General features: G+C 56.7%; 22 protein-coding genes and 2 pseudogenes. 15 read left to right on the top strand and 9 right to left on the bottom strand.

Annotated elements, in window-relative coordinates; translation table 11 throughout:
• The first annotated feature begins 6 nt into the window (after positions 1 to 6).
• Genes DU506_RS12660 through DU506_RS12640 form a run of 5 tightly spaced genes read left to right on the top strand, consistent with a single transcriptional unit; the run spans position 7 to position 3,865 of the window.
• Entirely contained in the window at positions 7 to 954 is a 948-nt protein-coding gene (locus DU506_RS12660) for an ABC transporter ATP-binding protein (protein ID WP_114487276.1), read from the top strand.
• A complete protein-coding gene (locus DU506_RS12655; protein ID WP_114487275.1) occupies positions 954 to 1,715 on the top strand; it encodes an ABC transporter permease in 762 nt (253 codons plus the stop codon). The genes DU506_RS12660 and DU506_RS12655 overlap by 1 nt, the downstream gene beginning before the upstream one ends.
• A 53-nt stretch (positions 1,716 to 1,768) precedes the next feature.
• Positions 1,769 to 2,764 (top strand): nucleoid-associated protein YejK, encoded by a 996-nt coding sequence (gene yejK, locus DU506_RS12650; RefSeq protein ID WP_114487274.1) that lies wholly within the window; start codon positions 1,769 to 1,771, stop codon positions 2,762 to 2,764.
• Positions 2,765 to 2,823: 59 nt separating this feature from the next.
• Positions 2,824 to 3,348, top strand: coding sequence for a DUF1269 domain-containing protein (locus DU506_RS12645; RefSeq protein WP_114487273.1), 525 nt, complete (start codon positions 2,824 to 2,826; stop codon positions 3,346 to 3,348).
• Positions 3,349 to 3,403: 55 nt separating this feature from the next.
• Positions 3,404 to 3,865, top strand: a complete 462-nt coding sequence (locus tag DU506_RS12640) for a tellurite resistance TerB family protein (RefSeq protein WP_114487272.1) — start codon at positions 3,404 to 3,406, stop codon at positions 3,863 to 3,865.
• On the opposite strand, the gene DU506_RS12635 is transcribed toward DU506_RS12640, so the two are convergent.
• The 3 genes from DU506_RS12635 to DU506_RS12625 all read right to left on the bottom strand — a co-directional run bounded on the left by DU506_RS12635 (position 3,853) and on the right by DU506_RS12625 (position 6,627).
• The gene (locus tag DU506_RS12635; protein WP_114487271.1) at positions 3,853 to 4,767 is read right to left on the bottom strand and encodes a YihY/virulence factor BrkB family protein; all 915 of its coding nucleotides are present in this window, start codon (positions 4,765 to 4,767) and stop codon (positions 3,853 to 3,855) included. The two genes, DU506_RS12640 and DU506_RS12635, sit on opposite strands and share 13 nt — an antisense overlap.
• Positions 4,768 to 4,869: 102 nt before the next feature.
• Complete coding sequence (locus DU506_RS12630) at positions 4,870 to 5,898, bottom strand: serine hydrolase domain-containing protein (RefSeq protein WP_181870764.1); 1,029 nt, start codon at positions 5,896 to 5,898, stop codon at positions 4,870 to 4,872.
• A gap of 429 nt (positions 5,899 to 6,327) precedes the next feature.
• Positions 6,328 to 6,627 carry a hypothetical protein gene (locus tag DU506_RS12625; RefSeq protein ID WP_114487270.1) on the bottom strand — a complete coding sequence of 100 codons (300 nt, stop codon included), beginning with the start codon at positions 6,625 to 6,627 and terminating at the stop codon, positions 6,328 to 6,330.
• A gap of 178 nt (positions 6,628 to 6,805) precedes the next feature.
• On the opposite strand from DU506_RS12625, the gene DU506_RS12620 reads away from it, so the two are divergent.
• Entirely contained in the window at positions 6,806 to 8,137 is a 1,332-nt protein-coding gene (locus DU506_RS12620) for a UDP-glucose dehydrogenase family protein (RefSeq protein WP_114487269.1), read from the top strand.
• Between the two features lie 36 nt (positions 8,138 to 8,173).
• Here DU506_RS12620 and fliD (DU506_RS12615) read toward each other — a convergent pair whose 3' ends face one another.
• A complete protein-coding gene (gene fliD / locus DU506_RS12615) occupies positions 8,174 to 9,544 on the bottom strand; it encodes a flagellar filament capping protein FliD (RefSeq protein WP_114487268.1) in 1,371 nt (456 codons plus the stop codon).
• A gap of 128 nt (positions 9,545 to 9,672) precedes the next feature.
• Positions 9,673 to 11,076 (bottom strand): flagellar filament capping protein FliD, encoded by a 1,404-nt coding sequence (gene fliD, locus DU506_RS12610; RefSeq protein ID WP_114487267.1) that lies wholly within the window; start codon positions 11,074 to 11,076, stop codon positions 9,673 to 9,675.
• Positions 11,077 to 11,352: 276 nt separating this feature from the next.
• Between fliD (DU506_RS12610) and DU506_RS12605 the strand changes: the two genes are divergently transcribed.
• On the top strand, positions 11,353 to 13,152 hold the full coding sequence (locus tag DU506_RS12605; protein ID WP_114487266.1) for a bifunctional diguanylate cyclase/phosphodiesterase: 1,800 nt from the start codon (positions 11,353 to 11,355) through the stop codon (positions 13,150 to 13,152).
• An 18-nt stretch (positions 13,153 to 13,170) separates the two neighbouring features.
• Here DU506_RS12605 and DU506_RS12600 read toward each other — a convergent pair whose 3' ends face one another.
• Positions 13,171 to 13,845 (bottom strand): hypothetical protein, encoded by a 675-nt coding sequence (locus tag DU506_RS12600; RefSeq protein WP_114487265.1) that lies wholly within the window; start codon positions 13,843 to 13,845, stop codon positions 13,171 to 13,173.
• A 334-nt stretch (positions 13,846 to 14,179) separates the two neighbouring features.
• Here DU506_RS12600 and DU506_RS12595 point away from each other — a divergent pair, with 334 nt between their 5' ends.
• The 5 genes and pseudogenes from DU506_RS12595 (at position 14,180) to DU506_RS12580 (ending at position 20,120) form a co-directional block, all read left to right on the top strand.
• Entirely contained in the window at positions 14,180 to 16,102 is a 1,923-nt protein-coding gene (locus tag DU506_RS12595) for a methyl-accepting chemotaxis protein (RefSeq protein WP_235825599.1), read from the top strand.
• Positions 16,103 to 16,403: 301 nt separating this feature from the next.
• Positions 16,404 to 16,553, top strand: a pseudogene (locus DU506_RS21670) (helix-turn-helix domain-containing protein); the annotation flags it as partial.
• Between the two features lie 9 nt (positions 16,554 to 16,562).
• Positions 16,563 to 16,670 (top strand): annotated as a pseudogene (locus tag DU506_RS21665) (zinc ribbon domain-containing protein); the annotation flags it as partial.
• A gap of 267 nt (positions 16,671 to 16,937) precedes the next feature.
• Entirely contained in the window at positions 16,938 to 18,263 is a 1,326-nt protein-coding gene (locus DU506_RS12585; protein ID WP_114487262.1) for a sensor domain-containing diguanylate cyclase, read from the top strand.
• 132 nt (positions 18,264 to 18,395) lie between these two features.
• Positions 18,396 to 20,120, top strand: a complete 1,725-nt coding sequence (locus tag DU506_RS12580; RefSeq protein WP_114487261.1) for a putative bifunctional diguanylate cyclase/phosphodiesterase — start codon at positions 18,396 to 18,398, stop codon at positions 20,118 to 20,120.
• Here the strand turns inward: DU506_RS12580 and DU506_RS12575 are convergent.
• Positions 20,117 to 20,767, bottom strand: a complete 651-nt coding sequence (locus DU506_RS12575) for a putative metalloprotease CJM1_0395 family protein (RefSeq protein ID WP_114487260.1) — start codon at positions 20,765 to 20,767, stop codon at positions 20,117 to 20,119. The two genes, DU506_RS12580 and DU506_RS12575, sit on opposite strands and share 4 nt — an antisense overlap.
• A 191-nt stretch (positions 20,768 to 20,958) precedes the next feature.
• On the opposite strand from DU506_RS12575, the gene DU506_RS12570 reads away from it, so the two are divergent.
• Positions 20,959 to 21,177 carry a DUF2835 family protein gene (locus tag DU506_RS12570; RefSeq protein ID WP_114487259.1) on the top strand — a complete coding sequence of 73 codons (219 nt, stop codon included), beginning with the start codon at positions 20,959 to 20,961 and terminating at the stop codon, positions 21,175 to 21,177.
• A gap of 125 nt (positions 21,178 to 21,302) precedes the next feature.
• On the opposite strand, the gene nhaD is transcribed toward DU506_RS12570, so the two are convergent.
• Positions 21,303 to 22,799: a sodium:proton antiporter NhaD gene (gene nhaD / locus DU506_RS12565; RefSeq protein ID WP_114487258.1), complete on the bottom strand. Its 1,497-nt coding sequence runs from the start codon at positions 22,797 to 22,799 to the stop codon at positions 21,303 to 21,305.
• A gap of 398 nt (positions 22,800 to 23,197) precedes the next feature.
• Positions 23,198 to 23,614 (bottom strand): IS200/IS605 family transposase, encoded by a 417-nt coding sequence (gene tnpA / locus DU506_RS12560; protein ID WP_114487257.1) that lies wholly within the window; start codon positions 23,612 to 23,614, stop codon positions 23,198 to 23,200.
• Between the two features lie 56 nt (positions 23,615 to 23,670).
• On the opposite strand from tnpA, the gene DU506_RS12555 reads away from it, so the two are divergent.
• On the top strand, positions 23,671 to 23,952 hold the full coding sequence (locus DU506_RS12555) for a hypothetical protein (RefSeq protein WP_114487256.1): 282 nt from the start codon (positions 23,671 to 23,673) through the stop codon (positions 23,950 to 23,952).
• Positions 23,900 to 24,334, top strand: a complete 435-nt coding sequence (locus DU506_RS12550; protein WP_114487255.1) for a hypothetical protein — start codon at positions 23,900 to 23,902, stop codon at positions 24,332 to 24,334. The genes DU506_RS12555 and DU506_RS12550 overlap by 53 nt, the downstream gene beginning before the upstream one ends.
• Positions 24,335 to 24,450 lie beyond the last annotated feature (116 nt).

Below are 24,450 nucleotides of genomic sequence, written 5' to 3'. Positions count from 1 at the left end.
TTTGTCTTGAGCGAACCAATCATCCGTGTCAGTGCCCTCAACAAGACTTACGAGGGAGGCTTCCAGGCGCTCAAACAGATTGACCTGGACATTCAGCGGGGCGAAATATTTGCCCTTCTCGGCCCCAATGGCGCAGGCAAGACGACCTTGATCAGCGTGATATGCGGGCTGGTCAATGCCACGGATGGCCAGGTAGTGGTGGATGGCTTCGATAACCAGGTCGATTACCGCGAGGCGCGCTCCCGCATCGGCCTGGTGCCGCAGGAATTGACCAACGAGGCTTTTGAGACGGTCTGGAACACCGTCAATTTCAGCCGCGGGTTGTTCGGCAAGCCGCCCGACCCGGGACATATAGAACGCGTACTCAAATCGCTCACCCTGTGGGACAAACGCAATAATCGCCTGATCACGCTTTCCGGCGGCATGAAGCGCCGGGTGCTGATTGCCAAGGCGCTGTCTCACGAGCCGCGCATTCTGTTTCTGGATGAGCCCACCGCCGGCGTGGATGTCGGGCTGCGCCGTGAGATGTGGGATGTGGTGCGTCAGCTGCGCGAAAGCGGGGTGACCATTATTCTCACCACGCATTACATTGAAGAGGCCGAGGAAATGGCCGACCGTATCGGCGTCATCAACAACGGTGAAATCGTGCTGGTGGAAGACAAGGCCGCCCTGATGCGCAAGCTGGGCAGTAAGCAGCTGGCCCTGCACCTGCACGAACCGCTGGATAGCGTGCCGCCGGCCCTTGCCGCCTACGACCTGCAACTTGCCGCCAATGGCAGCGAGCTGATCTACACTTACGATGCCTCTCGGGCCGGCGGTGCGGAAGGCCAGGAAAGCAGTACTATTTCTGCACTTCTGGCCGACGTTGAGGCGGCCGGTCTCGTCTTCAAGGATTTGCATACCCGCCAGAGCTCACTGGAAGATATCTTCGTCGACCTGGTCAAGGAGCGTTGATGAACCTCTATCCCGTTCGTGCCATTTACATGGCGGAACTTTCGCGTACCCGCCGCACCCTGTTACAGAGCATTGTCTCGCCGGTCATTTCCACTTCGTTGTATTTCGTGGTGTTCGGGGCGGCTATCGGGTCGCGAATCAGCGAGATCGATGGCATCAGTTACGGGGCTTTCATCGTGCCCGGTTTGATCATGCTGATGCTGCTGACCCAGAGTGTCTCGAATGCCTCTTTCGGCATTTTCTTTCCCAAGTTTTCGGGAAGCGTCTACGAGCTGCTGTCGGCGCCCATCTCCTATCTGGAAATCGTGATCGGCTATGTCGGGGCGGCGGCGACCAAGTCGGTGGTATTGGGCTTGATCATACTCGCCACCGCCGGCTTCTTCGTGCCGTTGGAGATCGCACATCCGCTGTGGATGATGGCGTTTCTGGTGCTCACCGCGATCACCTTCAGTCTATTGGGCTTCATCATCGGCATCTGGGCCGACGGTTTCGATAAACTGCAGCTGGTGCCACTGCTGGTGATCACTCCCCTGACGTTTCTGGGGGGCAGCTTCTATTCCATCGACATGCTGCCGCCGTTCTGGCAAGGCGTGACCCTGTTCAACCCGGTGCTCTACTTGATCAGTGGCTTTCGCTGGAGCTTCTATGGCGTCAGCGATGTCAGCCTGGCCGCCAGTGTGGCCATGATCCTGCTATTTTTGGGCGTGTGTCTGGCGCTGATCAGCTGGATATTTCGCACCGGTTATCGCCTCAAGCCGTAATTTGCCAACTAGCCATTCTTGCCACCTACCGTTTCGTTCCAGCCGAGTGAATCATGCCGTTACTGCAAAGCATAGTGCATCGCCTTGAGCCCAGTGCTGAAGGCGATCGTTTGAAACTCCACGCCGCGCCGCAGGCGCATCCCTCGAGTGCCGTGATGGATGACTTGATGGCGGCGGTCAACGATGCCTACAACACCAAGCCCAAGGGCTGGGGTCGCTTCGTGGAAGGCGAGGGCGCCAGCCCGTTTTCCGGTTGGTTGGCCGCTTATCTGGCCGGTGACCAGGACTTTTCCCAGCTCAGCCGTGAGATCGGCGAGCGGCTGTGCAGGGTGCTTGAAGAACGTCTTGCCGTGGGGGGTTATCTGGTGTTCGGCCATGCACGCCAAGGCGAAACCGACACCCTGACCCTGGCGCTTGTGCATCAGCGCCACGGTATCGGTATTGACGACAGCCACACGGCAGTACCCGCCGCACAGCTCAATCTCGGCCAGTTAACCCTGGCGGCGCGCATCAACCTGACGCAATGGCAAAACGCGGCTCCTGAGGCCCAGTATGTGTCGTTTCTCAAGGATCGTGGCGGCAAGAAACTCGCCGAAGCGATGGCCGAGCTTCTCGGCATGGAGGAGGGCATCGATGCGCCCAGCGAAACCCGCACCTTGCTCAAGGCTTTCAGCGACTACGTGGAGCAGGAAGACTTCGACGACGCGGCCAGCCGTGAAAAAACCGACGCCCTGGTAGGCTATGCCGATGAACAGCTGCGCCGTGGCGAGCCGATCACTTTAGAGGAGCTTTCCGGGCTGGTCGACGAGCAAAAGCCCAAGGCGTTCTTTGATCACATCCGTAATGCCGACTATGGTTTGGCAGAGGAGATCCCGCCCGACAAGCGTACATTGAACCAGTTTCGGCGCTTCACAGGGCGCGCTGGCGGCGTCTCGATCAGTTTTGATTCGCACTTGCTGGGCTCAAGTATCGAGTATGACGAAGCGCAGGATCGGTTGATCATCAAGAAGGTTCCGACCCAGTTGCGTGATCAGCTTAAACGGCGCTGATCGAGCCGTACCGCCTTGGCGTGGCAGGATAAGGAGTAAGAGGATAAGGAGTAAAGGCCATGCAGCGTCTGTATTTTCTGATTCCTGACAAGGAAATCACCTCCAATATCGCCAATGAACTCAATGCCATGGGCTTGACCAAGGATCATTTGCACGTTGTGGGCAAGGACTGGAGGCCGCTGGAAAAGGAAGGCGTGCCGAATGCCACGCTTATCCAGACCTCCGATGTCGCCAATGCATCCAAGCGCGGCTTGTTGATAGGGGGCGCGATAGGCGCGGTATTGGGCCTTGTCATCCATTACATACTCGAAGGCACCAACCTGATCTGGATGCTGGTAGGCATGACGCTTTTTGGTGCGCTGTTCGGGGTCTGGACCAGTACGATGCTGGGGGTTTCCGTGAAAGACGTAAAGATCAGCGAGTTCGAGAAACCCATCAAGGGCGGTGCCATGCTGATGATGGCGGATGTTCCCGACGAACGCGAAGACGAGTACCGGACCGTGATCCACAGCCATCATCCCGAGGTGGTGATCGATAAAGTGACGCCCCGAGAAAAGAAAGCGCACTTGGGCCAGGGCCACTGACCCGGGCTCGCCGTCAAGGAAATCTGACAACTGTATCCCTGTGGAGACCCGATAGATGCTTGATGCCATTCAGCAGTTTTTCCAGCGTAGCCTGGTCGAGCCGGAAAGCCGCCAGGGCGACGCCTACACGCTAGAACTGGCCTCCGCCGCGCTTCTATGTGAGGTGATGCGCGCCGACCATCAGGTCAGTGAGGCGGAGCTTTCCACCCTGAGGCACCTGCTCAGAGAGCGTTATCATCTTGGCGGCACGGCGGTGGACGAGCTGATGGAGCTGGCGCGCCAGGAAGTCGAAGACGCCGTGGATCATTATCAGTTCGTCAGCCTGATCAAGGAGCATTACGGTTATGAACAGCGTGTGGAACTGGTCAGGTTGATGTGGCAGCTGGCCTGGGCCGACGGCAAGGTCGACCCGCTGGAGGAGCACCGTATCCGTCGCCTGGCGGATCTGTTGCATGTCGGGCACAGCGATTTCATTCGTACCAAGCTGAGTGTGGAAGAAGAACGTCAGTCGACGTGAGTCACCACCGCCCGGCGTGGGTCGATGTGCCAGGCCACGCCCACCCGATGGCTGTGCTCAAGCTCAGCGATTACCTGGCCGCCCAGCAGCAAGATGATGGCGCCTACCTCCAGGCTGAGTAATACCACGATCAAGGTCGCCAACGAGCCGTAGACGGCATTGACGAATGACACATGGGCAAAGTAGAAAATCAACAACAGGCGCACGCCTTCCCACAACAACGCCGCGACGAACCCTCCCACCACCGCACGGTGTAGCGAGATGCGTACCACCGGCAACACCTTGTAAATGCCGCTGAACAGCACGAAAACACCGATGAAACTGAGCAGGTTAAGCAGCGATACCGAGAGGCCCGCAAAGGGCAGGCCATGGCCGGACATCACCAGTAACAGTTCATTGATGGCGCTTGTCGCCGAGACCAGCAGCGTCAGGCTGAGAATTCCGCTGCCCAGCACCAGCATGAAAGCGTAAGGCAGTAGCGCCGATACCCAGGCACTGCGCCGGATGGGATTGTCGGGTTGGTGGAAGATGATCCCCATGGCATCTTCGAGCATGCGAAAGGCGAAGGAGCTAAACACCAGCAGTACCACGATCCCGAAGTTTCCGATGGCCTCGCGAGAATCGAGAAGGGCGCGCACTGCATCAATCAGGATATCGGCATGTGCCGGTGTCAGGTGCTGGGCCTGGATCGCGATCACGCCGAGCAACTGTTGTTCGTCGACGATATGGGTCAGCAGTACACCGAGCAGCGCCAGAAGGGGCACTATTGAAAGCATCACGTTGTAACCCACGCCACCGGCGAGCAAAATGCCGCGGTTACGCACAAAGGCGCACAGCACACGCCAGGTAAAATGCGCCAGCTGAGGCAAGAGGGTCGTGCTCCAAAAGCGGGTGTGCTGCATGGGGACTCATCTGTTTGCGCGCGGGCTCGTTACCAGTGTCCCCTCTGGACTGGATCCTGTCTACAGCTCTTTCTATTGTGTGCCGATTCCTCGTTGTATGCCTCAGGGCGTGTCTTCCTCCACCTGGGTTTGTTCCGTCAGCAGGATATCCATCAGGCGATTGAGCTTGCCTTGAAAGCCTCTGCCCGGCGACGGCGGGTGGGGGTTCGAGGTGATGACAACCGTCAAATCGCGTGACGGCACCACATACAGCGCCTGGCCACCGAATCCACGCCCGTAGTAGACCAATTCATCGGCGATCCGGGTGCTGAACCAGCCGTAGCCGTAACCATCCCCGGTCCATTTCGAGGTGCCGCGCGGCTTCCAGGAGGTCTCGACCCAGCCTTCCGGTAGTACTCTTTGGTCATCGACGCGGCCATCGTTGCGATAAAGCTCACCGATCTGGATCAGCGCCAGTGGGGAAAGCCGCATGTTGTTACCGCCGAAATAAATGCCTTGAGGGTCGCGCGGCCAGGTGGGAATCCTGATATCCAGCGGCTCGCCCAGCAAGCGCCTTGCAAGCGCCAGGGTGGATTCACCACTGGCTTGGGTCAGGGCGGCGGAAAGCAAATGGCTGGAGCCGGTGGAGTAGAGCATGATGCCGCCGGGCTCGTCTTCGAAAGGACGGCTGAGTACATACGCCACCCAATTGCGGCTGGCGACCCAGGCGCTGTAATTATCCCCGGAGGTGCGCTCGAGTCCCGCCTGCATCGAAAGCAGGTGCCCCACGCTGATTTCCTCGACCTTGGGGACGGCATCCGCCGGCACCAGAGAGCCGAGCAGATCGACCACCGGTTGTTCCACCGATTCGATGATGCCTTCTTCGATGGCGGCGCCTGCCAGGGCGGCAAGCACGGTTTTGGAAAGCGATTTGATGTTGACGGGCTGATCGACGGCAGGCCCGCGCTGGTGATGCGTATGGATGATCTCGCCCTGATGAGCGACCACGATATTATGCAGCGGCTCAAGGCGCTGCGCTGCCGTGCTCATGGCAGTCAGCGTACTATCGCTTGGCGGCGCGGCAGCCAAAACCTGAGTGCTGAACAGTAACGTGATCACGCCGGGTAGCCGGCACAGGCGAGCAAGACGCATGACATCATTCCTTGATTGAGGGCATCCACGTTCGAGCTCTGCCAGGAGGCAAGGTTCCTTGGGGGCACGCTCAAGCAGGAAAAGTGAAGGCTCACTCTAGTCGGAGAGACCGGAATTCAGGCAACTTTCTGGAATGGCTGTTAGGCTGAGAGGGTTGGCCGGCATTGCGTCAGGCCACTCCCTGTACTGTAAGCTAATAAAGCAAGGAATATCGCTATGCGTAATATTATCTACATCATCGGGTTGATCGTGGTTGTGTTGTTCATCCTTTCCCTGCTGGGATTGCGCTAGCGCTGGATGTTGGATAAAGATCTGATGAGCCCCCACGGCCGTGCAAGATGAAGCCCCGGCCGTGGGGCGTTTCATCGAGCTATTGAGCGCCTGTGGATAACCAAAACCTATCGATATTAAGCAAGAGCTTGTTGGCGTTCAGGCGCAGTCAGCGGCACCCTGGCCGAACATGTCGAACATCAGCTCGCGGCCCATATGGGTCAATACGAAGCGCTCATGCTCGTTGTAGGTAGCGGCTTCGCTGCTTTCCAGCACTTTCTGGCAGGCTTTCCATTGGCGGGAAGCGGTGCCTAGGGAGCCAAGCTCGCGTTGGTCCAGCCCGCGGTGAGACAGGGTGATGCTTTCCAGCACATGGCCATGATCGTAAAGCAGTGCCGCCACGGTGGACAGGCATTGGCGAAGGCTGCGTTGCAGGTGAGTGGTCGTATCGTAAGACATGGAGATGATCTCCTGAGGGGAAACCCCTGGTAAAAATAAGTTGCTGCGACGCATTATAAACCAAAGTCGTACTCAGACTAAAGTCGTTATCCTTCTATTTTTTTCAACCGACCTCAACTCCTTTTTGGCCGGCATGCTAAGCTCGTCTTGACGCAGCTATCAGCAAACAGGAAACCTCATGCATATCAGCGTATTCGGAACCGGCTATGTCGGCTTGGTGGCCGGTGCCTGTCTGGCGGAAGTGGGCCACCAGGTCACCTGCATGGATGTCAATGCCCAGCGCATTGCCCAGTTGGAAGCCGGAGAAGTGCCCATCTTCGAGCCCGGCCTGAGTACTCTCGTGGCGCACAACGTGGCGGCCAGCAGGCTGTGCTTCACTTCGGATGCCGCCACCGCCGTCAATGCAGGGGAGCTTTTGTTCATCGCTGTGGGAACGCCCTCGGATGAAGACGGCAGCGCCGATTTACGCTACGTGCTTGAGGTGGCCCGCACGATTGGCGAGCACATGCAGGGCTACAAACTGGTGATCGACAAGTCCACCGTGCCGGTGGGTACCGCGGAAAAAGTCACCGCCGAGATTACCGCGGCGCTGGAAGCACGCAGCGCCAGCCACGCCTTCAATGTGTGTTCGAATCCTGAATTCATGAAAGAAGGCGCGGCGATCGACGACTTCACGCGCGGTGCGCGGATTATCGTGGGTACCGAGAGTGAAGGGGTCAAGCAGCGCATGCGCGAATGCTACGCCCCCTACAACCGCAACCACGACAAGCTGATGTTCATGAGCGTGCGCGCCGCCGAGCTGACCAAGTACGCTGCCAATGCCATGCTTGCCACCAAGATCAGTTTCATGAATGAAATCGCCAACCTGGCGGAACGCTTGGAGGTGGATGTAGAAGACGTGCGCCGCGGTATCGGCAGCGACCCGCGCATCGGTTATCACTTCATCTACCCCGGTTGCGGTTACGGCGGCTCCTGCTTTCCCAAGGATGTGCAGGCTTTGGAACGCACCGCCCGCCAATACGGCTACACGCCGCAACTGCTCAGTGCCGTGGAAGCGGTCAACCAGCGCCAGAAGCACACCCTCTACACCAAGCTTGAAAGTGCCTTGGGTGAGCTGGAAGGCAAGACCATCGCCGTCTGGGGGCTGGCCTTCAAGCCCGATACCGATGACATGCGTGAAGCGCCCAGCCGCACCCTGATGGAAGCGCTATGGCAAGCCGGTGCCAGGGTACAAGCCTTCGATCCGGAAGCTATGACAGAGTGTCGTCGCCTCTACGGCGAGCGCGATGACTTGGTGCTGGTCGGGGATCGCATTCAAGCGGTAAAAGGCGCCGATGCCCTGGTTATCTGCACGGAATGGAAGGAGTTTCGCAGCGTGGATTTCGCCTGGCTCAGCGAGCAGCTCAAGGCGAAAGTCGTCGTGGACGGCCGCAACCTCTACACCCCGGAGGCCGTCCAGGAAGCCGGAATGCGCTATCTAGGGGTCGGGCGCAGCAGCACCGGGGGGTAGAGACCGCCAATACTCAAAGCCACCCCTGCCGGCGGGTTACTTCTTGCGGCCGAGCTGGTAGTCCAGTGCGTCGAATTGCTGAGTGAGGTAGGAGCTGACCTGGTTCATTTGAGAGATCATGCCGTCCAGCTGGCTGAATTGGGTGCGGTAACGGCCGATGGTGCGCTCGATGGTGGCTTCCATGCGCTCGTAACGGGTGTTGAGGCTCTCGATGCGGTTTTCCGCGCCGCTGATGGAGCTTTTCATCAGGCCGTTATTGCCTTGCAGTTGGCTCAGGGTGGTGTCGAGTTTGCCGGCCAGGCCGCCTTGTTTATCGCTGCCCGCGAAGAAGTCGCTTATGGCGGTCTGGTCGCCGGCTACCAGACCGCTGAGTTTCTTGTCATCTATTTCCAGGGTGCCGTCGCGCTTGAGCGAAATGCCCAGTTGGCTCAGGGTGGAAAGCTCTCCGCCTGCGACGCCACCGCCCAGCACGCTGCGCAAACGCGATTCGATGGTGCGCACGGTGTTGTCGCCCAGCAGTTCCCCAGCGGTGCTGCTGTCGCCATTGAAGGACGTCAGTTTGTCGATGGTGGTTTTCAAGACGTTGAAGGCTTTCACGAAACCATTGACGTTGTCGCGTACCGCCAGGGTGTCGCGTTCCACGACCACGCTACTGCTGCTGCCTTCTTCTTCCAGCGTGAGCGTGACGCCTTGAATCGCGCCTTTGACTTCATTGGTAGGGCTGGTAACCGTAACCCCGTTGACATCCAGCAGGGCATCTTTTCCGACGCGCTTGGTGTCTCCTTCAGACGCCAGCGTCATGCCCGCTGCCAGGCCGGTAAAGCCGATTTCCTGGATGGAGGTATCGGCCCCGGTGGTCTTGGAGTTCAGCGCCAAGCGATAGCCAGTGCCATCGTTGATGATGGACGCGGTAACGCCTGCCTGCTTGTCGGCATTGATCTGATCACGAATGTCGGCGAGGGTGCTGCCGGCTTCCAGGTTGATGACGGCCTCGGAGGTCTCGGTGCCCGCGCCAAAGCTGAGTTTAAGCGTGGCATTTTCGCCGGTGAGGACGTCATCCAGGCTGTCGACGCGCGTGGTGGCCAGGCTTCCGGCCTTGGCCAAGGTCTCCACGTTAACGCTGTAACGGCCGGGAAGCGCATCGGCAGTGGCGTTGGCGGCAATGCCTTCGCCACGCACGTTGGTGGAGAGACTTTGGAAAAGCGAGGCGTCGTTGAGCTTGCCGACGGCATCCTGGAAGCTGTTGAGGGAGGTTTGTAGCTGGCCATAGGCAGAAATCTTGGCTTGCTGCTGTTCCTGCTGGCGCTTGATGGGTTCAAGCTTGCCCCGTTCGGCGTCTTTCAGCTGGTCGATCAAGCCGTTGAGATCCAGGCCGGAGCCAATACCAAGGGAGGTTATCGTAGCCATACTGGGCGTTTCCTCAGTGAAAAAGGCTAAACCATAAAACGTGCGGGTTAGCCTATTTCATCGGCGGGAAACGCCAAAACTTTAGCTGCAAATGCTAGATAGTGGCTGTCTAGTCACGGCCTGGTCATCTAGTCACGACCTAACTGGGCATCCAGCGCATCGAACTGTTGGGTCAGATAGCTACTGGTCGAATTCATTTGAGCGATCATGCCGTCGAGCTGGCCGAACTGGGTGCGATAGCGATCGATGGTCCGATCGATACTTTGTTCCATGCTGGTGTAGCGGTTGCCAAGGCTTTCAATACTGCTTTCCGCGCCACTGATGGCCCCTTGAACAGCGCCATTGGTTCCCAGCAGTTGGCTCAGAGTAGTGTCGAGTTTGCCGGCCATGCCGGTCTCGTCGCTGGTACCGGCGAAGAACTCGGCCAAGGCGCCCTGATCGTTGGCGATGACGTCATCGAGCTTGTCGTTATCGATTTCCAGGGTGCCGTCCAATTGCATCGAAATGCCCACGTTGGAAAGCATTGAAAATTGTCCTTCGGCTACACCACCGCCCAAAACACCCCGTAGGCGCGATTCCACCGTGCGTACGGTGTTATCGCCCAGCAGATCACCGGCCTGGCCGGTTTCGCTGTTGAACGCGGTCAGTTCGCCAATGCTACCTTTCAGGTCGTTGAACGCCTTTACAAAGCCCGTCACGGCTTCGCGTACCGCCAGGGTGTCTTGCTCCACTACCACGCTGCTGGTGGCGCCACCGCCTTCCTGAAGATTGAGCGTTACGCCCTGGATGGCGCCTTCCACCTGGTTGGATGTGCTAGTGATTGTTACGCCGTTTACATTGAGAGAGGCGTCGGTGCCCGCTTGATGCGTACCCGTACTTGAGCCGTCATCAACATTAACGCCGCCATCAGCTGCGAAGGGCGCAGCAATATTAAACGAAAAGTTTGAAATAGAGGCATCGGCACCTGTCTCGCGGGAACTCAGCGCCAGGCGGTAGTTAGTGCCGTCGCTGCCGTCGTTAATGATGGTGGCATCAACGCCGGCGCTCTCGTCGGCATTGATGGCATCGCGGATAGCTTCCAACGAGCTATTGGCCGCGATCGAGACGCCAGTGGTGGTGCTTGTGTCTCCATAACCAAAGGTGAATGTCATCACCTGATCGTCGGTGCCAGAAATGGCTGTTTCGGTATCGCCCACACCATCGGAAGCCAGCGTGCCGCGCGTGGCCAAGGTATCAACCGTAATGTTGTAACTGCCCGGCATTGCGGTTTCATCTGCAGTAGCACTTACCGATTCACCGCTCACGCTGGTGGAGAGGCTTTCATACATGGAAGTGTCGTTGAGCTTGCCTATCGCGCTTTGGAAACTGGAAAGGCCGCTCTTCAACTGGCCGTAAGCGGAGATCCTGGTCTGCTGGCTTTCCAGTTGCCGCTCGATGGGTTCCAGCTTGCCTCGTTCCGCATCCTTGAGCTGATCAAGCAGGCCGTTGAGGTCCAGGCCGGAGCCGATGCCGAGTGAAGAAATTGAAGCCATAACCATGCCGTCCTTTTCGTGATACCTGTTCGTGGTACCTATTCATGGCACGCACATCAAGATTATTAATGCATTGTGATTACTTTAACCCCTCGGCGGGACGAACGCTAACTTGAGCGATTTTTCGGTTGAAAGCCCCTTCCACACAGAAGATTTTGGCGCCGGCGGTGGCAACTGCCTCAAATATTAGTAAATTCACCGCTGTCATTTTCTCGCAACATTGCTGTATCACGCTTGGCTGCGGATGGATTCATATCATCGGCCAGGTAACGATACATGACGGTACAAGAAGCCCAATGGCTTGACTATTTGATTGCCCACGAGGATTTGCAAGTCGTCTTCCAGCCGATCGTGGATGTCAGTCAGCAATCGATTTATGGCTATGAGGCGTTGATTCGAGGACCACTGGATTCGCCGCTACATTCGCCCGTGCGGTTGTTCGAGGTGGCCACTCAGGCGGGTTTTCTGGTGGAGCTGGACCTGCTGTGTCGCCGCTTGGCGATACGTCGCTTTGCCGAACTCGATCTGCCGGGCATGCTGTTTCTCAACGTGATGCCGCTAACGATCGTCGAGCGCGATTTTCGCGAAGGCTTGACCCTGAGTTACATCGCTCAGGCCGGGCTGCCTGCCGAACGGGTGGTGATCGAGCTGACCGAGCATGTGCCGATCCACGATTATGCGTTGATGTGCCAAGCGGTGGAGCATTACCGCGATATGGGCTTTCAGGTGGCCCTGGATGACTTGGGCGCGGGATACTCCAGCTTGCGCCATTGGTCGGAGTTGCGTCCGGACTTCGTCAAGCTGGACCGGCATTTCATTGCGGGGATTGATCATGAACCGGCGAAGCGTGAATTTTTGCGCTCGATTCTGGACGTGGCGCGAAGCCTGAATTGCCAGCTGATCGCCGAAGGCGTGGAAACTGCCGCCGAGCACCTGTGCCTATGGGAATTGGATCGCAGTCTTTCGCTATTGCAGGGGTTCTACTTCGCCCGCCCAAGTGCCGAGCCACCCTTGCAGGTGGATACGCTACTGCCGTCCGCGACGCAGTTGAAAGGCCCCGCAGGGCGCACGGCGCGTTCGATTTTTCGTGCTATCGAGCCGGTTACGACGACATGCCCGGTGCCTGCGCTTGCCGAGCGTTTCCGCGCGCATCCTGGGCTGCGTTGTGTGGCGGTGGTTGAAGACGAAAAACCCGTCGGGGTGGTGCGCCGCAATGCTTTTCTGACGTTATTCACCAATCCCTACAGCCATGCGTTATATGCCAAACGCCACGTGCTGGATATCGCCGATGGCCGCATGCTGGTCGCGTCGGGAGATACCTCGCTTGAAGCCCTGAGCCGCCAGCTGACGGATAGCCGCGACATCGAACAGGAAGATTTCGTGATCGTGGAAGAAAACGGCGCCTATGCGGGCATGGGCAATATCGTCGATCTGCTGCGGGAAATCACCGCGATTCAAGTGCGCCAGGCGCGCCACGCCAATCCTTTGACAGGCTTGCCGGGTAATATCCTGATCAACGAGACGTTAAGCGAGTACCTGAACAGCGGCCAGGCGTTTGCCGCGGCCTATGTCGACCTGGACAACTTCAAGGCATTCAACGATGCCTACGGCTATGCCCGTGGCGATCACGTCATCATTTCGCTTTCGCGCTTGTTGCAATCCCAGGTGGAAAACGCTGGAGGGTTTATCGGGCATATCGGTGGGGATGATTTCATGATGCTGTTAGGCGTGGAAGATTGGCAGCATGTGTGCAAGCAGATCTTGGAACATTTTGCGATCATGGCACCTGACTTCTATGCAGACAGTGACCGTGAACGGGGAGGAATTCAGGTGGAAAATCGCCGAGGCGTGGTGAGTTTCTTTCCTATCGTCAGTGTGTCGATTGCGGTCAAGCCTATCGAGATAGGTACCCCTTGCAAGCCGTTGGATATCTCCGCTGATTTATCCGAGCTCAAGCACCAGGCCAAGAAAATTGCCGGCAACAGCCTGTTTGTTGAGCGTCGCGAAAGCAGGGAAGGCTTGACGCCGCAGGCTCAACAGCTTGAGCCTGCGGCATCGTTGCGTGCGATTGGCTAGACCGTTTGGTTTGGCTGGTCAGAAGGTATAGCTGATGCCGAGCACGGCGACCGGGTAGAAAGGCAGTTTTTCCGCTTCGTCTTTAAGCTCCTGCTCTTCCTGGCGCAGGTCGGCGCGGAGCAGAGGGTCTGTAGCTTCATAATTATTCGATGAGCTCAATGAGACGTCGACGTTGGTGGCCATCACCCCGATTTCCGAGAAGACGCCGAAGCCGGTGCGGTGGGAGCTGCGCCAGCCGATGCCCGCGTAAGGGCGGACACCATCGGCGATGGTCAACTGGCCCTGCAGAGCGCCTATCTCATCGGTGGTATAAAGATTGCCATTGAACTCGAAATCCTGCTGCTCCTTGGCGGTGCCACGCACATTGGCTTCCATGTCCGGCAGCATGGCACCGGCGGTGAGGTAAAAGCGCCCGGCGAAGGGATAGTAATCTACCTTGAGGGCGCCGGCTGAAAGGCCGATATCGCCTTCGTAATCCACCTCATCGGTGTCGAATTCGCCGTCCCAGTCCAGACCACTTGCGTACTGTGCCGTTACCCCCAGGCGCTTGTGAAAACGCCAGGAAAGCTCCGCGCCTACCCCGGTAGTACCCCCAAGAGCGCCCAAGGTGACGCGGTTGTCGAAGGCCTGTGCTTGCCCAGCAGCCAGGCACAAGAGGGCGGGGGCCAGAGTGGCTGCGATGATCTTTTTCATGAAGTTCCCTGCAAATAAAGTGATGCCATATCGCCTTGGCGGTTGGCATGCTTATGTTCTAAACGCTTCGAATGAGCGTTTTCCCTTTTGAAACGCGCACAAGGGTATGAGCTTGCTTCTTGGCTAGCAAGTCGAATTAGGTGATTTCTTTGTCCCAGGACAGCGCTTGATTCAGCTGTTTGTTTAGAATGGCGGAGTTTTTCGCTACTTCAAACAGCTGTTTGCCATAGTTCTTTTGTCGTATAGCATGTAGCAGCTTTTAGCGAAGCGACTAACCTTATCAACTTAGTTAATTTAAGGCATGTTAATGACAAATCTACTTCACCGAGTCTCCATGAGACGCAAGTTCGCCATGGTGCTGACCTTGCCGCTGTTGGCATTAATCTGGTTTGCCTTCAATGGCATCAGCGAACGCCAAGGCGTGGTGCAAGAGCTCGACCGCTTGCAGGGAATGACCGAGGTCGCCCGGCGGGCCGGGATGTTGATTCATCAAGTGCAGCTTGAGCGTGGCATGACTGCCGGCTTTCTGGGCAGCGAAGGCAAGAGTTTCAACACACGATTGCCCAATCAGCGCCCCATGACCGATCAGGCAATCGCGGCTTTTCGTCAAGAGCTTGATCAGCTGAATCGGGAGGCGTTGACGGAGAATGCCCAGGAACGCATTGATCACACGCTTCGGCGGCTGGATGCGACACGTAACATCCGTCCGCAAGTCGATTCCCTGAGCATCGCCACTAATGACGTGCTGGCGCATTACACCGGGATCAACAACGCCTTGATGGAAGTGGTGGGTGAACTCAGCCATCTGACGAATAATGGTGACGTGACACGCCAGTTGGCGACGTATTACAGCCTGTTGGAAGCCAAGGATTTGGCGGGTATCGAGCGTGCGCTGCTTTCCAATGCGTTTGCCGGCGATGGCATGAACGAGCCCATGCTGCGGCGCTTTCTTTCGCTGCTGGGTGCCGAACGCGCATTTCTGGAAAGCTTCACGGTGTTGGCCAGTCGCGAACAGCGCGAACAATTGGTCCAAGCGCTTTCCGGTGAGCAAATCGAACGGCTGGAACGGTTGCGCGAGTTGGCTATCGCCCAGGCGGAAACCGGCGGCTACGGGGTCAATCCGGAACAATGGTTCGAATGGCAGACTGTCAAGATCGGGCGCTTGAAAGCCCTGGAAGACAGCGTGGCGGGCACGATTGTCGCCACGACCCAAACCTTGCGCAGCGATGCACGCAAGGCCCTGTGGTTGTATGTGATTATTGCGGTGGCGGCGTCGGGCATCGCGATACTGGTGGCCACCCTTATCGTTCACAGCATCACGCGCCCCTTGATCCGTGCGCTGGAAAGCATCGAGACGAGGGGGAATGATCTGACGCGGCGTTTGGACGTGCCCGGCAATGATGAGTTGTCGCGACTGTACCTGGCGTTCAACGACGCTTCCGCCGCTACCGAGGCGCTGGTGGCCGAACTCAAGCAAAATGCCCAATCGGTGGAAGTCGCCAGTAGAGAAATTGCTCAGGGTAACCAGGACTTGGCGCAACGTACCGAAGAGCAGTCGGCATCGCTGGTGCAAACGGCATCGAGCATGGAAGAGATCACCGCGACGGTGCGCCAGAGCACCGATAATGCGCATCAGGCCCAGGCGATGACCGCCGATGTGGCCGACTCTGCAAGGCAGGCCACCGATATTGCCGCTAAAGCCCAAGGGGCGATGCACCAGATTCACGAAGCCAATGGTCAAGTGACCAAAATCATTGCGGCGATTGATAGTATTGCCTTTCAAACCAACATGCTGGCGCTGAACGCCTCTGTGGAAGCCGCGCGGGCCGGTGAGCACGGGCGTGGCTTTGCCGTGGTCGCCCAGGAAGTGCGCAAGCTGGCCAGCCGTAGCGCACAAGAGGCTGACGAGATTCGTAAGCTGATCGATAATAATGTGGCTTGCATCAGTGAAGGCGAAACCTTGGTGAATTCCACCAGTGAGACCTTGGGTACCATCGCCAGGCAGGCACAGCAAATGGCCGAATTGGTCACTGAAATGTCTTCCGCGACCACCGAGCAGTCCGTGGGAATTGAAGAGATCAACCGCGCCATGACCCAGCTGGAGCAGGTTACCCAGCAGAACGCGGCGTTGGTGGAGCAGGTGGCGGCGGCCAGTCGTTCGCTGGATGAACAGGCCGAGGAAGTGGTGGGAGTCATCAGCAAATACAAGGTGAGCGACAACACGGGCCGAGCAACGGCGCGGCTGCCTTCGGCCTAGCTCAATTCGACCAAGCTCAATTCGCCGCAGCTCAAGTTGGTATAGGATTCAAGCGGTATAGGACAGCCCGAGATGCCGATGGTATCTTGGGTTTTGTTGATGTGTATCAAAAGTTAGGGAGTCAGATCGGTCAAAAAGTATGAGTGCAGCATTTTCGTTGTCTGGTTTCGCTATGATCAATACTTATCTAGAAGCGCGTAATACCTCTTCCTGAGTCGCGTAGCGCGAAGGGAGGTGATACAAGCGCGGCGTCCGAGAGGACGCCTTGAGTTCTTACGAAAATGACCATAAACTGTAAGCCATGAAAACCGAACGCGCCTACAAGTACCGATTCTACCCGACGCCCGAGCAGGAAATCCTGCTGGCGCGGACGTTTGGGTGTGTGCGGTTTGTCTGGAACGCAGTGCTGCGCTATCGCACCGATGCGTTCTATCAACGCCAGGAAACGCTCAATGTTCGCACCTGGGACTGTCCGGACTGCGGCACCCAAGGCATCGACCGCGACGTCAATGCCGCCCGCAACATCCTACAAGCCGGCACCGCGCTGTTAGCCGGTGCTGAGAGTTGAGGCACTACCGAGGGGCACTCGGGAAGTTACGCCTGTGGAGTTTGTGTAAGACCGGCAATGCCAAGGCATTGAGGCGACGGACAGCGAAGCAGGAACCTGGGAGGTGACGACCTGGAAATTCCCTTCCACAAGCGCGCTAGCGCTGAAGGTGGGGGAGGATGTCAACTCCACCCTGTCATACGTCTTGATGAATGCTCATAACAGGATAAAAATGGCATCTCAATCAGACGCGAAATGACGCTGATCGGTAGCAGGAGAACCACCGTGATGACTGAGCCGACTTCCCTTTCATCTTTGACGCCCTCGCCGGAGGCGAACTTGGATGTTGCTTACAAGGCACTGGAAAAACGCTTTGAGCAATTCTATATCGCGGTAGAGCAAAGCCCCATCGCCACAGCCATTACCGATGCCGAGGGTGTCATCGAATTCGTTAACCAGCGTTTTAGCGCCATTACCGGCTACAGCCGTGAGGAACTGGTAGGCAAGACACCGGCAGTGATTCAATCCGGCATGACCCCGGATGTGATTTATCAAGATATGTGGAAAACGCTGCGCGCCGGGGACGTATGGCAAGGAGAACTGCTTAATCGGCGCAAGAATGGCGAGCTTTATTGGGAGTCGGAAACCATTACCCCGGTCAAGAACGCCCAGGGCGAGATCGTCAACTTTGTCGCGGTGAAGGAAGACATCACCTTACGCCGCCAGCAGGAAAGCGAACTGCGGCTATTGGCGACGGTATTCGAAACGGGTCAGGCCACGGTGATTACCAATGCGGATATGGTAATCGAGCGCGTTAACCAGGCCTTTACCGATATTACCGGCTATCGCAGCGAAGAAGTGATTGGCAAAACACCCCGGTTGTTCAAGTCCGGGCGGCATGACAAAAACTTTTATCAGCGAATGTGGATAGCCTTGCGAGAGACCGGACATTGGCAAGGAGAGATCTGGAACCGCAATAAGTACGGAGATATCTATCCCTTATGGCAATCGATTACCGCGGTAGTGGACGCTGAGGGCAGTGTGCGTAATTTTGTCTCGGTATTTCATGACATTCGTGAGCGAAAGACGCTTGAGCGCGAACTGGAAGACCAGGCGACACGCGACCACTTGACCGGCGCCTACAATCGTCGGGCCTTTGATGGTGCTATAAGCGAGTGCGTTGCCCAGGTTGCCCATTCCGATGATTCGTTCGTTTTGTTGATCTTTGATATCGACCACTTCAAGGCCGTCAATGATACCCATGGCCACGAAACGGGCGATGAGATACTCAAACAGCTGGTCGTATGCATCAAGGGCTGCCTGCGAGACAGTGATGTTCTGGCGCGTTGGGGCGGTGAGGAATTTACCGTCTTGCTGCGCGGTACCGGCTTGGAGGGCGGTGAGATATTTGCCGAGCGCATTCGGCGCCGCGTGGCCAATCGCTCCTTCTCGGGGCATGACATCACCATCAGCATCGGTATTGCTGAATACTGGCCCGGTGAACATCAGGATAGGCTGTTGGTGCGTGCGGATAAGGCGCTCTACCTGGCCAAGCATCAAGGCCGCAATCAGGTAGTGGCATGTCGGGAACCGTTTGGCTGTGAGGAAAGTTAACGTCACTTGCCTCAGCCGAGGCATGGCATGGATATGGGCCAATAGGGAGAGTTAACGTTTATGTGTCAACTTTTACGCCCAAAAAATAGCAGTGGCACTTGCCCCGGTAAAAGGCGAGAGCCGCCATTGGCCATGCCTTGCCTGCATGAGCTGGCTTCCGCCAGTGTGTTCTGCCATGCCAACGAAGCGATTATTCTCACGGACGAAGAAAATCATGTGCTTGATGTTAACCCTGCTTTCACCGAGTTGACCGGGTTCACGCTAGAAGAGATGACGGGCAAAACGCTGGAAGCCTTCAGCATACTGCCGCTGGAGGATGCCCAAACTGCCCAGGTGATGCAAAAAGAGATCCAGTTGCGTGATCGCACCAAGGGGCAGGTGAGTTACAAGAATCGTGAAGGACACATATATCCGGGCATGATGTCGATCAACCGGGTGCGCAATGAGCAAGGCGCTGTTCGCCACCATGTCATTGTGCTGTCGGATCTTTCCGCTATCCCTTCTCATGCGCGGCATTTGAACCGTGAAGTATTCTTCGATGCGCTGACCGGCCTACCCAACCTGCAGTTGTTGACCCAGCTGATTCAGGAGTCCATGCAGCATGCGCAGGTTACCCAAAAGCCGATGGCGGTATGTTCACTGGATATCGATTTTTTCAAGAAAGTGAATGATCGTCTCGGCGTGAGCAAGAGCGATTTATTGCTTTCCTCGTTTGCGCATCGTATCAGCCATCTTTTGTTTGGTGATGACGTTCTGGCCCGAGTGGGTGGCGACGAATTTGTGTTGTTGTTGCATAACGGGGTGGATGAAGCGTTTTTTCACAAGCTGCTGGAAGCCATTCGTCAGCCCTTGATGGTGGAAGGACATTGCGTCAACTTGACGGCCAGCCTGGGGGTAACCTTCTACCCCAATGATCATGCCGAGGGCGATGTGCTGTTGCGCCATGCCAACCAGGCCATGTATCGCGCCAAACAGCGAGGGCGCAATACATTCCATATTTTCGACCCGAGCCAGGACCGTCTTTTGCAGGTGCGTCATGAGCAGCGTGAACGCTTTATCGAGGCCTTGCGAAATAACGAATTGTGCCTGTACTACCAGCCGCAGGTCGAGATGTGTAGCGGGCGGGTAGTGGGAGTGGAAGCCCTGATCCGATGGCAGCATCCGCAAGAAGGGTTGCTGGCACCGGGAATGTTCTTGCCGATCATCGAGGCTACTCTGCTGGAAGTGGACCTGGGTGAATGGGTGCTGGAACAAGCCATGCTGCAACAGGAGCGTTGGCAGGCGCAGGGAATTCATCTGCCCATCAACGTCAACATCAGCCCGACCCACTTGCTGGTCGAGGATTTTAGTAACCGTATTCAGCAACTGCTGGAGCGCCATGCATCGGTGCCTTCCGGCATGCTCAAACTGGAAGTGCTGGAAACTGCCGCCATGCACGATATTCAGGCAGCGTTAGCCACCATGTCGCGCTGCCAGGAATTGGACGTGAGTTTTGCGATTGATGATTTCGGCACCGGCTTTTCGTCGTTGACTCATTTGCGCCAGCTGCCGGTCAACTTGATCAAGATCGACAAGAGCTTTGTGTGCGACATGTTGACCGATGAAGACGACATGGCAATCGTGGAAAGCGTCATCTACATGGCGAATCGCTTCAAACGGCCGATGCTAGCCGAAGGCGTGGAAACCTTGGAACATGCCAAGGCATTGGTTGGGTTGGGCTGTGCGCTGGCTCAGGGCTATGGCATTGCACGCCCGATGCCCGCTGATCAGCTCCCGCAGTGGTTAAGAAACTGGCCCCGGCGAGAGGGCTGGAATTCGCTGAGCCGGCGGCAAGTCAACCAGCCGCTTAATCACTAAGCGGCGGAGGCGGCAGGTGCGCTAACGTCGCTCTCATCCGGTACCGCTTCAGAAGGCTCGGCGTCACTGGATGTATCAACGCCGCTGCGAGCTTGATCCATTTCGCTGCGTAGCATGGCGGATTCCAACTGCGCGGCCAATAGATATTGGCGGGCCTGAGCGGCGACTTGAAGATCTTTCGTGGAAGGGTCGGCGGGTGCCAGGGCCGCCGCTATCACCGTCTGCATTTTCTCGATGGTGGCGTCCGGGTCACCACTCACCGGACCGTAATCAATCGGAACCTCACCGGCCACTGCATAACGTTGACCATCCGGCCCCTGTTCATACTCATAGCTGGCGCTGCCGGCATATTGAGCGCCCACCACCTCATGTGCCTGTTCATGCTGACGCACGGAACGGTCGGTTTGCTTGAGCTGACCGAGGTGCCGAAGCTCCTGGTCGTCAAGAGGCGTACCGTCCGGCCGGGTCGGGCCGCCGGTGGCCTTAGTCTCTTCCTTGGTTGCCTGTGTGTCTTTCTTGGCCGCGTTAGTCTCGGATTTTTCTTCCTGTATCGGGGTTCCCGTGCCTGGCGCGCCCCTTGAAGGTGAAGCGGCATCGACGCGAGCCGAGGCAGGGGTAGGCTCGGGGGAAAACACCGTCACTGGCATGAAATTCACTGGCGAGACGAGCATAAGGCGTTACCGACAGGCTAAGGATAGGTAAAATGCAGTATCGGCGAGGGGCTTGCCAGCTGCAAGGTTGAGCATCAAGTTTGTAAAGACTAATTCTTTAAAGCTAGTTTTTTTAAATTTTATTTCTAAAAGCTAGGTTGTTGGTATGGCTGCTCAGGCGTTTACTTATGCCCAGTATTGATGTGGTGATTGAACTTAGTTACGACCAATGCCTGGCTCATTACGAAGGACGGGCGGGCTACGTGCGTACCCGCAGTCTCGATGGGCGTAGCGTGATTTTTCCTGCCGAGGCGATACGCCGAGTAATAACCCCGGAGGGTATCCAAGGGGTGTATCGGTTGGATTTTTCGCAGGAAGGACGCTTCATGAGCATTCGCCCGTTATGAGCGCAACGTGGGAAAGTGCTGCCGGGGTGGGTATGGGAGCTTACTTGAACCCCCACCGGGCGGTGGGGGGAAGTGGCGAAGATAACGTCACGAATATAACGCCGCGAAGAAGGCGGCTAAGCAAATCAGCCAAACACGGTAAACGTTTCAGCATTCAGCCATAGATGGACGAGGATGCTGGCGACATACCCCAGCGCTATGATCGGTGCCCACTTCAAATGGCCCATGAAGGTATAAGAGCCGCGCGCTTGGCCCATTACCGCGACGCCCGCCGCTGAACCGATTGATAGAAGGCTACCACCGACACCCGCCGTCAAGGTGATCAATAGCCAATGCCCATGCGACATGTCGGGTTCCATGGTGAGAACGGCGAACATCACCGGAATGTTATCGATCACCGCTGAAATGACGCCCAGTGCAACGTTGGCCCAGGTAGCATTCCAACCCGTGTACAAGGCTTCTGAAAGCAGGCCCAGGTAGCCCATGAAGCCCAGACCACCGACACACATCACCACCCCGTAGAAGAACAGCAAGGTATCCCACTCGGCGCGTGCCACACGGTTGAAGACATCGAACGGCACCACGCTGCCTAGCTGTTCGAGCTTCTTGTTATCACCGCGACGGCTGTAGCGTTCACGCTTGCGCTCCAGGGAGCGTGGCAAGCTGCGGCGCAGGTAGTAGCCGAAGAACTGAAGGTAGCCCAGACCGGTCATCATGCCGAGTACCGGCGGCAAGTGCAGGAAGACATGGCACATGACCGCGGTGGCCACTGTCAGCAGGAAAAACGCCACAATGCGGCGCGCCCCGCGCTTGAGCCAGACATCTTCGTAAACGCTTTTGGGCTTCTCGTTCTTGATGAAGACGCTCATCACCACCGCTGGAATCAGGAAGTTGACCAGGGAGGGAACAAAAAGAACGAAGAATTCCTGAAACTCGACCATGCCGGCCTGCCACACCATCAGGGTGGTGATGTCCCCGAACGGACTGAAGGCACCGCCGGCATTGGCCGCAACCACGATATTCACACAAGAAAGGTTGATAAACCGCTTGTCGCCTTCGGCCACCTTGGTGACCACCGCGCACATCAGCAGTGCCGTGGTCAGGTTGTCCGCAATCGGTGAAATCACGAAGGCCAGACCACCGGTCAACCAGAACAGCGTGCGGTAGCTGAAACCCTTGCGTAGCATCCAGGAGCGCAGCGCATCAAACACCTTGCGTTCTTCCATGGCATTGATGTAAGTCATTGCCACCAAAAGAAACAGCATCAGTTCGGTGAATTCGAGCAAGGTAACCCGGAACGCATATTCCGAGTCGCTCGACATGCCATTCTGTACGTACACCCAGCCAATCAAGCCCCAGATGATACCGGCAGCGATCAATACCGGCTTGGACTTACGCATGTGTATTTTTTCTTCGAGCATCACCAGCATGTAGGCGAGCACGAAGATGGCAATGGCAAAAAAGCCGACACCGGTACTGGTCAGGTCCATGCTGCCAGTAACGGCGTAAGCGCCAGGGCTGAAAAACAGTAGCGTGAGGAGGATGGGAATAGCGGGCATAGCAAGCCACGACCGCCGAGAACCTAGTCGGGGCCTGAAGGAGAGATTACTCAAAGTGAGCATGGCGTTGAGCTTCCTAAAGTGTGTTTATAGAAGGAGGAAAAATCGGCATCATTCTAACAGGCTATATTGCGCTGCAATATGGAAAAAATCCGAAAGGAAACAAGCCATAGCTCCTTGATCCGGTCTTTTTTTAGTAATTAAAACGTATTGATAATTGTAGTTTTTTCTTTGACAGGGTTCAGTTATGCCTGAAAGGCAGAGGTTGGTTCAATGGCAGAAAAGTTGGGAAGTCAGAATTTTGGGAAGACAAGATTTCAGGCACAAAAAAAGCACCTACGGGTGCTTGATTTGTCGACTTGTTTGGTGAGGCGGCGTTCCGTTGAAAGTTTATTTAACATTTCGCGCGGAATTCCACGTCCAAGCCACGCATTGGGCGTGGATGGATAGCGCGCCGTCCGTCAGGACGGCCTGGCCTGGTTCTGGATGTAGCGCTTGATGATCTCCGTGTTCGCACCATCGCTCACGCTGAGCATGCAGTACGACCTGGACCAGAAGCGCTCGCCCCAGAGCTGTGTCTTGATGGTTTCCCAATGGTCTTTCCTGATCCGCCGGCTCGTCACTGTCTTGATGCTGTTGACCCGCTTGTCCGGCATGACGGAGGGGTGAAGTTCCAACAGGACATGGACATGATCCGTTTCACCCGAAAATTCCAGCACCCCCACGTCGGACATCTCGCAAACGCGACGGATGTGTATTTCCAGGTCCTCCATGATCGCCGAAGTAATCACCTCTTGCCGATAAGCGGTCACTAACACTAAGTGACGCTTTAGATTAAAAACACAATGTGGGTGTGATCTTAATGAGGCTTTTGACATTGACACTAATCTCCTTTGCCACTAATGTTAGTTCAATCGTCACAGGGGAGCAATCCATGCCTGTCCGTCGCGTCGAACGCATCATGATCCGTCCCGGTCACGCCAACTACCTGGCCTGCCATCGGTATTGTTCGGCCGCGAGAAAAGTGGCGAACGCAACGCTCTATCACATGCGTCAGGCGCTGTTCGCCGAGGCACCGATCAGTGCCAGCCAGGCCGACAAGCTGCTGAAGAAAGAGCACAAGGACGTTTATCAGCTACTCCCTTCGGCGGGGGGGGCAACGGATGACGCAGATAGTCGGCGACGCCTGGAAGGGCTGGCTCGCGGCGAAAGATGACTTCAAGATCAATCCTCACAAGTACCAGGCGTGCCCGAGAATCCCCGGTTACTCGAAGGGCGCTCGCACCTATGTCGTCAATCGCAACGGCTATAAAATAGTCGACGGCATGATCCACTTGAGCGGCGCCAAGGCAGTTGGCTTCCAGCCGGTCAAGACCACGGTTTGTCAGCATCAAGCGTTCAACGAAAAGGCGGACAAGGCGGTTGTCACCGACATCCGAATCGTCCCACTGGGCACATCGTTCTGCATTGAAGTCGGCTATGAAAAGGAGGCTACCCCCACCACCTTACTTGACATGCGTCGTGCATTTTCCATTGATATCGGTATCGACAACCTTGTAGCTCTCGTTTCCAATCAGCCGGACTATCGTCCTGTCTGATCAAGGGCAAGGTGATCAAGTCGATCAATGCCATGTACAACAAGAACAAGGCCGGCCTCGCCAAGAAAGGCAAACAGAAGCACATTCCATCCAAGGTCAGAAAGCGCTATTGCGCC

Source organism: Vreelandella rituensis, assembly GCF_003336665.1.
In the GTDB taxonomy this organism is placed as follows: domain Bacteria; phylum Pseudomonadota; class Gammaproteobacteria; order Pseudomonadales; family Halomonadaceae; genus Vreelandella; species Vreelandella rituensis.
This window is presented reverse-complemented; position numbering and strand designations above follow the sequence as displayed.

Coding starts and splice junctions, on each gene's coding strand:
- DU506_RS12655 (WP_114487275.1), top strand. CDS start 954: ATGAACCTCTATCCCGTTCGTGCCATTTACATGGCGGAACTTTCGCGT.
- yejK (WP_114487274.1), top strand. CDS start 1,769: ATGCCGTTACTGCAAAGCATAGTGCATCGCCTTGAGCCCAGTGCTGAA.
- DU506_RS12645 (WP_114487273.1), top strand. CDS start 2,824: ATGCAGCGTCTGTATTTTCTGATTCCTGACAAGGAAATCACCTCCAAT.
- DU506_RS12640 (WP_114487272.1), top strand. CDS start 3,404: ATGCTTGATGCCATTCAGCAGTTTTTCCAGCGTAGCCTGGTCGAGCCG.
- DU506_RS12635 (WP_114487271.1), bottom strand. CDS start 4,767: ATGCAGCACACCCGCTTTTGGAGCACGACCCTCTTGCCTCAGCTGGCG.
- DU506_RS12630 (WP_181870764.1), bottom strand. CDS start 5,898: ATGCGTCTTGCTCGCCTGTGCCGGCTACCCGGCGTGATCACGTTACTG.
- DU506_RS12625 (WP_114487270.1), bottom strand. CDS start 6,627: ATGTCTTACGATACGACCACTCACCTGCAACGCAGCCTTCGCCAATGC.
- DU506_RS12620 (WP_114487269.1), top strand. CDS start 6,806: ATGCATATCAGCGTATTCGGAACCGGCTATGTCGGCTTGGTGGCCGGT.
- fliD (WP_114487268.1), bottom strand. CDS start 9,544: ATGGCTACGATAACCTCCCTTGGTATTGGCTCCGGCCTGGATCTCAAC.
- fliD (WP_114487267.1), bottom strand. CDS start 11,076: ATGGCTTCAATTTCTTCACTCGGCATCGGCTCCGGCCTGGACCTCAAC.
- DU506_RS12605 (WP_114487266.1), top strand. CDS start 11,353: ATGACGGTACAAGAAGCCCAATGGCTTGACTATTTGATTGCCCACGAG.
- DU506_RS12600 (WP_114487265.1), bottom strand. CDS start 13,845: ATGAAAAAGATCATCGCAGCCACTCTGGCCCCCGCCCTCTTGTGCCTG.
- DU506_RS12595 (WP_235825599.1), top strand. CDS start 14,180: ATGAGACGCAAGTTCGCCATGGTGCTGACCTTGCCGCTGTTGGCATTA.
- DU506_RS12585 (WP_114487262.1), top strand. CDS start 16,938: ATGACTGAGCCGACTTCCCTTTCATCTTTGACGCCCTCGCCGGAGGCG.
- DU506_RS12580 (WP_114487261.1), top strand. CDS start 18,396: ATGCCTTGCCTGCATGAGCTGGCTTCCGCCAGTGTGTTCTGCCATGCC.
- DU506_RS12575 (WP_114487260.1), bottom strand. CDS start 20,767: ATGCCAGTGACGGTGTTTTCCCCCGAGCCTACCCCTGCCTCGGCTCGC.
- DU506_RS12570 (WP_114487259.1), top strand. CDS start 20,959: ATGCCCAGTATTGATGTGGTGATTGAACTTAGTTACGACCAATGCCTG.
- nhaD (WP_114487258.1), bottom strand. CDS start 22,799: ATGCTCACTTTGAGTAATCTCTCCTTCAGGCCCCGACTAGGTTCTCGG.
- tnpA (WP_114487257.1), bottom strand. CDS start 23,614: ATGTCAAAAGCCTCATTAAGATCACACCCACATTGTGTTTTTAATCTA.
- DU506_RS12555 (WP_114487256.1), top strand. CDS start 23,671: ATGCCTGTCCGTCGCGTCGAACGCATCATGATCCGTCCCGGTCACGCC.
- DU506_RS12550 (WP_114487255.1), top strand. CDS start 23,900: ATGACGCAGATAGTCGGCGACGCCTGGAAGGGCTGGCTCGCGGCGAAA.